This is a genomic window from Vulcanococcus sp. (assembly GCF_044369115.1).
GTDB lineage: Bacteria > Cyanobacteriota > Cyanobacteriia > PCC-6307 > Cyanobiaceae > Vulcanococcus.
This window is the reverse complement of record NZ_JBIPMN010000128.1, coordinates 1-7,804: the sequence shown is the minus strand read 5'-3', so window position 1 is coordinate 7,804 and position 7,804 is coordinate 1. Positions and strand designations below refer to the sequence as shown.

The 7,804-nt window shown below is 64.0% G+C and carries 8 protein-coding genes; 4 read left to right on the top strand and 4 right to left on the bottom strand.

Annotation, left to right across the window (positions count from 1 at the left end; all coding sequences use genetic code 11):
• Both ACIQ2E_RS10440 and rplU read right to left on the bottom strand, forming a co-directional pair.
• Positions 1-117: 50S ribosomal protein L27 (locus ACIQ2E_RS10440; RefSeq protein WP_398329947.1), on the bottom strand; the 117-nt coding region annotated here is incomplete at its 3' end.
• Positions 118-156: 39 nt separating this feature from the next.
• A complete protein-coding gene (gene rplU / locus ACIQ2E_RS10435) occupies positions 157-510 on the bottom strand; it encodes a 50S ribosomal protein L21 (protein WP_398329944.1) in 354 nt (117 codons plus the stop codon).
• A gap of 156 nt (positions 511-666) precedes the next feature.
• On the opposite strand from rplU, the gene ACIQ2E_RS10430 reads away from it, so the two are divergent.
• From ACIQ2E_RS10430 to kaiC, 3 genes are all read left to right on the top strand, one after another.
• Positions 667-1,542, top strand: a complete 876-nt coding sequence (locus tag ACIQ2E_RS10430; RefSeq protein ID WP_398329941.1) for a circadian clock protein KaiA — start codon at positions 667-669, stop codon at positions 1,540-1,542.
• Positions 1,543-1,890 carry a circadian clock protein KaiB gene (gene kaiB, locus ACIQ2E_RS10425; protein ID WP_398329938.1) on the top strand — a complete coding sequence of 116 codons (348 nt, stop codon included), beginning with the start codon at positions 1,543-1,545 and terminating at the stop codon, positions 1,888-1,890. It abuts the gene before it with no gap.
• Between the two features lie 87 nt (positions 1,891-1,977).
• Positions 1,978-3,522: a circadian clock protein KaiC gene (kaiC, locus tag ACIQ2E_RS10420; protein ID WP_398329935.1), complete on the top strand. Its 1,545-nt coding sequence runs from the start codon at positions 1,978-1,980 to the stop codon at positions 3,520-3,522.
• Here kaiC and nblS read toward each other — a convergent pair whose 3' ends face one another.
• On the bottom strand, positions 3,523-5,520 hold the full coding sequence (nblS, locus tag ACIQ2E_RS10415; RefSeq protein WP_398329932.1) for a two-component system sensor histidine kinase NblS: 1,998 nt from the start codon (positions 5,518-5,520) through the stop codon (positions 3,523-3,525).
• A complete protein-coding gene (purD, locus tag ACIQ2E_RS10410) occupies positions 5,517-6,836 on the bottom strand; it encodes a phosphoribosylamine--glycine ligase (protein WP_398329929.1) in 1,320 nt (439 codons plus the stop codon). Before purD ends, nblS begins: the two co-directional genes overlap by 4 nt.
• 67 nt (positions 6,837-6,903) lie before the next feature.
• Between purD and ACIQ2E_RS10405 the strand changes: the two genes are divergently transcribed.
• Positions 6,904-7,804, top strand: a 901-nt coding sequence (locus ACIQ2E_RS10405) for a hypothetical protein (protein ID WP_398329926.1), incomplete at its 3' end; no start/stop codon positions are given.

Here is a 7,804-nt window from a genome sequence, read left to right as displayed (position 1 = left end):
GCGGATCAGGATCGAACCAGCGTTGACCGACTCACCGCCATAACGCTTCACACCGAGGCGCTTGGAGTTGGAGTCGCGGCCGTTGCGGGTGGAGCCGGTGCCTTTCTTGTGGGCCATGGTTCAGGGAAGTGTTGGGTTGAGGAACGCTGCGGCTGATCAGGCCAGGGCTTTGCCGCCCACGCTGATGGACTTCACCATCACGCGGGTCAGCTCCTGACGGTGACCGTTCTTGCGGCGGGTCTTCTTCTTGGGGCGCATCTTGTACACGATCACCTTGGGGCCGCGGCGATGCTCCATCACCTGCAGTTCCACGGTGGCGCCCTTCACGTAGGGCTGGCCCACGTTGGCGGCGTTGCCGTCGTTCACCAGGAGCACGTTCTCCAGGGTGAGGGTGCTCTCGACCTCAGCGTTGATGCGGTTGAGGTCGTAGTAGCGGTTGGGCTGAACCCACACCTGGGTGCCGGAGGTCTCAACGATGGCGTAGGGACCGGTGCTGGGAGTCGTGCTCATGGCGTTAAGGGCGTGGACAGGCTGACGGTGAATCTCCTGGTGAGAGCTCCGTCATTTCGGCCTGCCGCACGGCAATCGAAAGACAAACAATGATCTTCCCCTTTTGACCTCCGTCCCGTCAACACTGGGGGCGTTGCCAGGCCCCGATCGCGGCGCATGTCACAGCCCGCCCTCACGATTGCCTCGCTGCTGCCGGATCCGCGCGTGGAGCGGGCCTGTCGCAGCTGGTTGAAGGGCGGTCGTTATCAACTGGAGGATCTCGGCTCCCTGGCCGACCCGATCCAGGAGTTGCAGCAGCGGCGTGAGCTGTTCGACGTGGTGCTGCTGCAGCAGGGGGTGCATCCGCCAGAGGTCTACGAAACCTTGCGGCAGCAGGGGCTCCTATTGCCCGCGGTGGTGATCGGTGAGGTGAGCGGCCGGGTTGAGTACCACGAGGCGGAGGTGCATCTCCCGCAGGATCAGCTTGAGCAGATCGCCTACAGCGTTGATGCTGCCGTGTCGCGGTTTCTGCGCCAGGGGATGCCGGTGCCGCCAGCCGCTGGGGGCGAAGCGGCCGGCGCGGATACTCCCGAGCGCTGGCGCCTGCCCAATCGCCTGAAGGGGCGCCTGGGCTACCTGGGTGTGTTTTACAAGCGCGATCCCTCGCTGTTTCTGCGCAACCTGCCCCAGGACGAACGCGAGGAGCTGCTGCGATCGCTCAAGCGCAGCTACCGCGACGTGTTGATCGGCTACTTCCGCGACCCGGCTGCCGCCAACCAGGCGATTGAAAGCTTTGTGCACTCCGCCTTCTTCTGTGATTTACCGATCAACAAGGTGGTGGAGCTTCACGTCGATCTGATTGACACGTTCTGGAAGCAGCTCAAGCTGGAGGGGCACAAAAACGATTTCCTTCAGGACTATCGCCTCGCGTTGCTGGATGTTATGGCTCATCTCTGTGAGATGTACCGCCGCTCGGTGCCTCCCGACTTGCCCCTCGGAGCGCCCCAAGACCCCGAGGAAGCCAACCAGTTCCTATCCCAGGAGGTGATCTAGATGAGCCCGCGCAAGACCTACATCCTCAAGCTCTACGTGGCCGGGAATACGCCCAACTCGATGCGGGCGCTCAAGACCCTGCGCAACATCCTCGATACCGAGTTTCAGGGCGTCTATGCCCTGAAGGTGATTGATGTGCTGAAGAATCCGCAGCTGGCCGAGGAGGACAAGATCCTCGCCACGCCCACCCTGGCCAAGATTCTTCCCCCGCCGGTGCGTCGCATCATCGGTGATCTTTCCGATCGTGAACGGGTGTTGATTGGCCTTGATCTCCTGTATGAGGAGCTCAGCGATGAAGCGCTCAATGATCCCTATGCCGAGGAGGAGGACCCGGGCGGGTTGCTTTAACGGCCGTGCATCACCGGCATTCGAGCTTCCCTGGCCCCTGTGCATTCAGTCAGATCCCTCTAGATTCCCCCAAGGCCCACACGTTCCATGCAGGACCCTTCCGCCACCAACCATGCCCTGTCCTCGGTGCAGAAGCTGCCCACCGGGATTGAGGGTTTTGATGACATCTGTCAGGGGGGGCTTCCCATTGGACGCTCCACCCTGATCAGCGGTACGTCTGGTACTGGTAAGACCGTTTTCTCCCTGAATTTCCTGTACAACGGCATTCGCCAGTTTGATGAACCGGGGATCTTTGTCACGTTTGAAGAATCGCCGCTGGATATCCTGCGCAACGCTGCCAGTTTTGGCTGGAACCTGCAGGAGATGGTGGAGCAGGACAAGCTTTTTCTGCTCGACGCCTCACCGGATCCAGAAGGCCAGGATGTGGCCGGTAGCTTCGACCTGTCGGGTTTGATCGAGCGGATCAACTACGCCATTCGCAAATACAAGGCCAGGCGTGTGGCGATCGACTCGATCACCGCTGTGTTTCAGCAATATGACGCTGTTTCGGTGGTGCGGCGTGAGATTTTTCGCCTGATTGCGCGGCTGAAGGAGATCGGCGTCACCACGGTGATGACCACTGAGCGCATTGATGAATACGGCCCCATCGCGCGTTATGGCGTGGAGGAGTTCGTGAGCGACAACGTGGTGATCCTGCGCAACGTGCTCGAAGGGGAGAGGCGTAGGCGCACGGTGGAAATCCTCAAGCTGCGCGGTACTACGCACATGAAGGGGGAATTCCCCTTCACCATGGGCTCTCACGGCATCAGCATCTTCCCACTGGGGGCGATGCGCCTCACCCAGCGCAGCTCGAATGTGCGCGTGAGCTCCGGCGTGCCCCGCCTTGATGAGATGTGCGGAGGCGGCTTCTTCAAGGATTCGATCATCCTCGCCACCGGTGCCACCGGCACCGGCAAGACGCTGCTGGTGAGCAAGTTTGTGGAGAATGCCTGCGCCAATAAGGAGCGGGCGATCCTCTTTGCGTACGAGGAATCGCGGGCTCAGTTGCTCCGCAACGCCACCAGCTGGGGCATCGATTTTGAGCAGATGGAGCGTGACGGTCTGCTCAAGATCATCTGCGCCTATCCCGAATCCACGGGCCTTGAGGATCACCTGCAGATCATCAAAACTGAGATCGGTCAGTTCAAGCCATCGCGCATGGCGATTGACTCCCTCTCAGCCCTGGCCCGCGGCGTCAGCCACAATGCCTTCCGCCAGTTCGTGATTGGTGTGACCGGTTATGCCAAGCAGGAGGAGATCGCCGGCTTCTTCACGAACACCTCTGAAGAGTTCATGGGCAGCCACTCGATCACCGACTCCCATATTTCCACGATCACCGACACGATCCTGCTGCTGCAATACGTGGAGATCCGGGGTGAAATGGCCCGGGCCCTCAACGTGTTCAAGATGCGCGGTTCATGGCATGACAAGGGGATCCGCGAATTCGTGATCACGGGCAATGGCCCTGAGATCAAAGATTCCTTCTCCAACTTCGAGCGGATCATCAGCGGCGTGCCCCACCGCATCAACACCGATGAGCGCAGCGAGCTTTCGCGGATCGTGCAGGGTGTAACGAGCGACGAGAGGCTCTAGCTAGATCAGCTCCGGGCTGCGGCTGGCCCGCTCAGCCTCAAGCTGGAGCTCGCTGTCGTCGGCCTGCTCGAGCGGCAGATCGAACCAGAAGGTGGTGCCCACCCCCAGCTCGCTGGCCATCCGCACCTGCGTGCCGTGCTTTTCGAGGATGCCGCGCACGATCGAGAGCCCCAGGCCGGTGCCCACTTCGGTGTGCACAGCGTTTTCCACCCGGTAGAACCGCTCGAAGATGCGTTGCTGGTCTTCGCGGGAAATACCGGATCCGGTGTCAGCGATCTCCACCCGCAGGCGCGGCAGCGGAGCAGTGAGGGCGCAGGTGGGGCTGTCACCACTGGCTTCGGTGCTCGGATCAATCGGGCAGGTGTCGGGCCAGGGATAGGCGCGCAGCATCAGCCGGCCGCCGCTGGCGGTGAACTTCAAGCCATTGCCCACCAGGTTGTCGAACACCTGCAGGAGCAGATCCCAGTTGCCCCGCACTCGCGGCAACTGTTCATCCACCTCCAGGGAGAGTTCCACGCCTTTGTCTTGGGCATTGAGGCGGTAGTTGCGCAGGGTTTGCTCCATCGCGGGGCGGAGCTCCACCGGTTCCATACTCCAGGTGCGGTCGCTCTCGAGCCGCGAGAGATCGAGCACATCGTTCACCAGACGGGTGAGCCGATCGGTTTCGGCGTTGGCGATGGCCAGAAATTCCTTGCGGTCTTCCTCGCTGAGCTGATCGCCGAGATCGTGGAGCGTTTCCACGTAGCTCTTGATGTTGAACAGCGGTGTGCGCAGTTCGTGCGACACGTTGCTGATGAAACGGCTCTGGGCGGCGTTGAGTTCCACCTCGCGGGTGAGATCTTGCACCGTGACGGCGATGCCCTTGAGGCTTTCGCCGCTCACATCCCGCACCGACTGGAGCACGATGCGCAGCGTGCGCGGCGGCTCACCAAAGCTGCAGCGCACGTCGCTGCTGTCGCGCTCACCGCTGAGTAGCGTTTCGAGTGGTGTTTGCAGTTCAAGGGCCAGCACCTCTGGCAGCTCATCGCCCACGAGTGCGCCTTCGAGCTTGCGACCTTCCCAACGGAACAGCCGTCGCGCCGTGGGGTTGACCAGCACAACGCGGCCCTCGGCATCCAGCAGCAGGGCCCCATCGGCCATGGTCGCGATCAGCGACTGCTGCTTCACCTGGGCGGCGGTGAGCTCCTCGATATTGGCTTCGTTGTAGGCCTCGAGCTGGGAGGCCATGTCGTTGAAGCCCTCCAGCAGCTCCCCCAGTTCGCCGCCCACCGGCAGGGCGATGCGCGCTTCGAAGTCGCCGCTGGCGATGGAGCGCACCCCCCGCAACAGCTCCTTCACCGGTTGGGTGATCGTGAGGGCGTTGAACACAGCCCCCAGGATCACCAGCACCCAGATCGATATGAACACCGCCACGGTCACCTCACGGCTGAGGGCGGCGCTGGCCAGGGCCGCCTCGTTGGGGTTGATGCCCAGGGCCAGCACCCCTAAGTAGCGATCGCCCGCCACCAGCGGCACGAACACATCCGTCACCTGCCCATCGGGGCTGAGGTGCTGGCGGATCAGCGGGTTCTGGGGGCGGCGGGCTAGGTCAGCCGGCAGCTCCAGCCGCCGGCTGAGCAGCAGCTCACTGCTGCCGCTGCTGCCACTGATCGGGATCCCGAGGTAGATCACGCCATCGGGATCGGCGAAAAAGATGTAGCGAAGGCTTCGGCTCGATTTCCAGAAGCGTTCGGCCACCGCCGCCAGTTCGCGGTCGTTGCCTTCGGCCACCAGTGGCGTCACGTTCGCCGAGAGCAGCAGCCCCAGATCGCGGGCAAAGCGGGTATCGCTCATGCGCACATCCGCCTGGATACCGTTGAGGGCAAAGAAGCAGATGCCCGCCATCACCAGGCTCACCACCAGGGTGGCGGCGGCCAGCAGCTTGGTTTGAAGGCTGAATTCGGCCCACCAGCGCGCCAGCCGCTGCCGCCAGTTCAGAGGGGCGGTGCCCACACTCATCGGCTGCGCACCTGATGGCCGATGTCGCGGCGGAAGGTCATGCCTGCAAACGTCACCTGAGCCAGGCCGGTGTAAGCCCGCTCGAAGGCGTTGTCAAAGGTGTCAGCCTGGGCCACCACCGCCAGCACGCGGCCGCCGCTGGTGAGGCAATGGCCATCGGCTTGCCGCTGGGTTCCTGCGTGGAACAGCTGCAAGTCGTCTGAGGGTTGCAGCTTGCTGTCGATCGCATCGCCCTTGCGGATCTCGCCGGGATAGCCCTGCGCTGCCGCAATCACGCAGGCGCTGCACTGCGGGGCAATGCTCAGCTCGGGCGCCTGCTGAAGTGTTCCATTGGCGCAGGCCAGAAGCACCGCGGCCAGTTCAGGTCCCAGCAGCGGCATCAGCGTTTCGCATTCCGGATCGCCGAAGCGGCAGTTGAACTCGATCACGCTGGGGCCGTGTTCGGTGAGCATCAGGCCCGCATAGATCACCCCCTGGTAGCGGATGCCGCGGCTGTTCAAGGCCTCCAGAGTGGGCTCCATCACCAGTTGGCGCACCTGCTCCAGTCCTGCTGCATCCAGCAAGGGGGCTGGGGCGTAGGCGCCCATGCCGCCGGTGTTCGGGCCTGTGTCGCCCTCTCCGATGCGTTTGTGGTCCTGGGCGGGGGGGAGCAGCACCATGCGCTCGCCGTCGGTGAGGGCAAACACCGACACTTCAGGGCCATGGGTGCGCTCTTCCAGCACCAGCGAAGCTCCGGCGCCGAAGCGGCCTTCGAAGATCTCCTCGATGGCGCTGCGGGCTTCCCCGATTGTTTCGGCCACGGTGACGCCCTTGCCGGCCGCCAGGCCATCGGCTTTCACCACCAGCGGCTTGCCCTGGGCCTCCAGGGCGGCCAGGGCCTCCTCACGGCTGTTGGCCTTCCAGTAGCCGGCCGTGGGCACTCCTGCCTCCACCATCAGCTGCTTGGCCCACTGTTTGCTGGCCTCGAGTTGGGCTCCATCGGCGCCGGGGCCGAACACGGGGAAGCCGGCAGCGCGGAGCTTGTCGGCCAGACCCGCAGCCAAGGGAGCTTCCGGTCCCACCACCACCAAATTCACGCTGTGCTCGCGGCAGGCCGCCAGCAGGCCGTCGTGGTCGCTTTCGGCGATGGCGAGCTGCCGGCAGCCCTCCAGCTCCTGGGTACCGCCGTTGCCGGGGCTCACCCACACCTGCTGCACGCCATGGCTGCGGTTGAGGGCCCAGGCCAGCGCGTTTTCGCGGCCCCCGCCACCCACCACCAGAACGCGGGCAGGGCTCACGCCGTTGGCGGGGCTCACTGCGGGGGCGGCGGTGCTCATGGGCCAGCTGGAAAGGGTGTCTGCTCCTGCGGACTCCCCTAGGTTGAGGCCAAGAGGACTGCCGCTGGTGCCATCCCTTCTCTACACGCTGGTGGTTCCCTGTCCGCCCTGCCACCGGAGGCCTTCCCGGTGGCCGTTGCCTGTGCGCAGCGCCCTGCTTGTGATGGTTGGCCTGATGGCCCTGCTCGCCGCCAGGCCCGCACCGGCTCAGGAGTTGTTCATCCTGCGGGTGATCGGTGGTTTCTTTGAGCCCAAGCCCTCGGTGCCCGAGCCCGGGCCTTCGGCTCCGCCGGTGCCCGGCAGCATGCCCGAGGCGCAATTCCAGGAGCTGCTGCAGAAGGGTGATCTGCCGGCTCTGAATCTCGCCTGTGTGGAGGCGGGTGGCTTTGGGTTCACCAAACGCCTGCAGTTGCTTCAGGCTCGGCTGCTCACAATCGCTCCTGCTCCCCAGCCCTTTCAAACGGTGCTGGTGAATGCCAATGCGCTGCTCAGTTGCCGTGCACCCGATGCGGCCCTGATCGTGCTCAACCGCTTCAGCCCCCAGCCGGGGGTGGAACGGGATCAATGGCTGGTGCAGCGCTGGCGGGCCGCCCAGGCCGGCTTGCATCACGGCCTGGCTGTGGAAACCCTGGAGCAGTTGGCCAAGGGCAACCCCGCCAGCCTGGAAACTCTGGCTCTGCCCCTCAAGCTCCGCGACGACGGATCCATCGCCACTCGTCCGGGGTTGGATGTGTATGTGGATCACCTGCTGGTGCTCGGCCGCCGCAGCGATGCCGCAGCGGCGCTGCTGGCTGGTCAGATGCCCGGGAAACCGATGGCGGAGCGGCTCAAGCAGGCCGTGACGCTGCTCAACCAGATGCCGCTTGAAGAGCGTGACCAGCTGCTGGAGCGGGCCCTCGATCAGGCGGCCGCGGCAGAGGCCTGGGGCCTGGCGATCGAACTGCTGGATCAGCAGCGGGCCCTGCTGG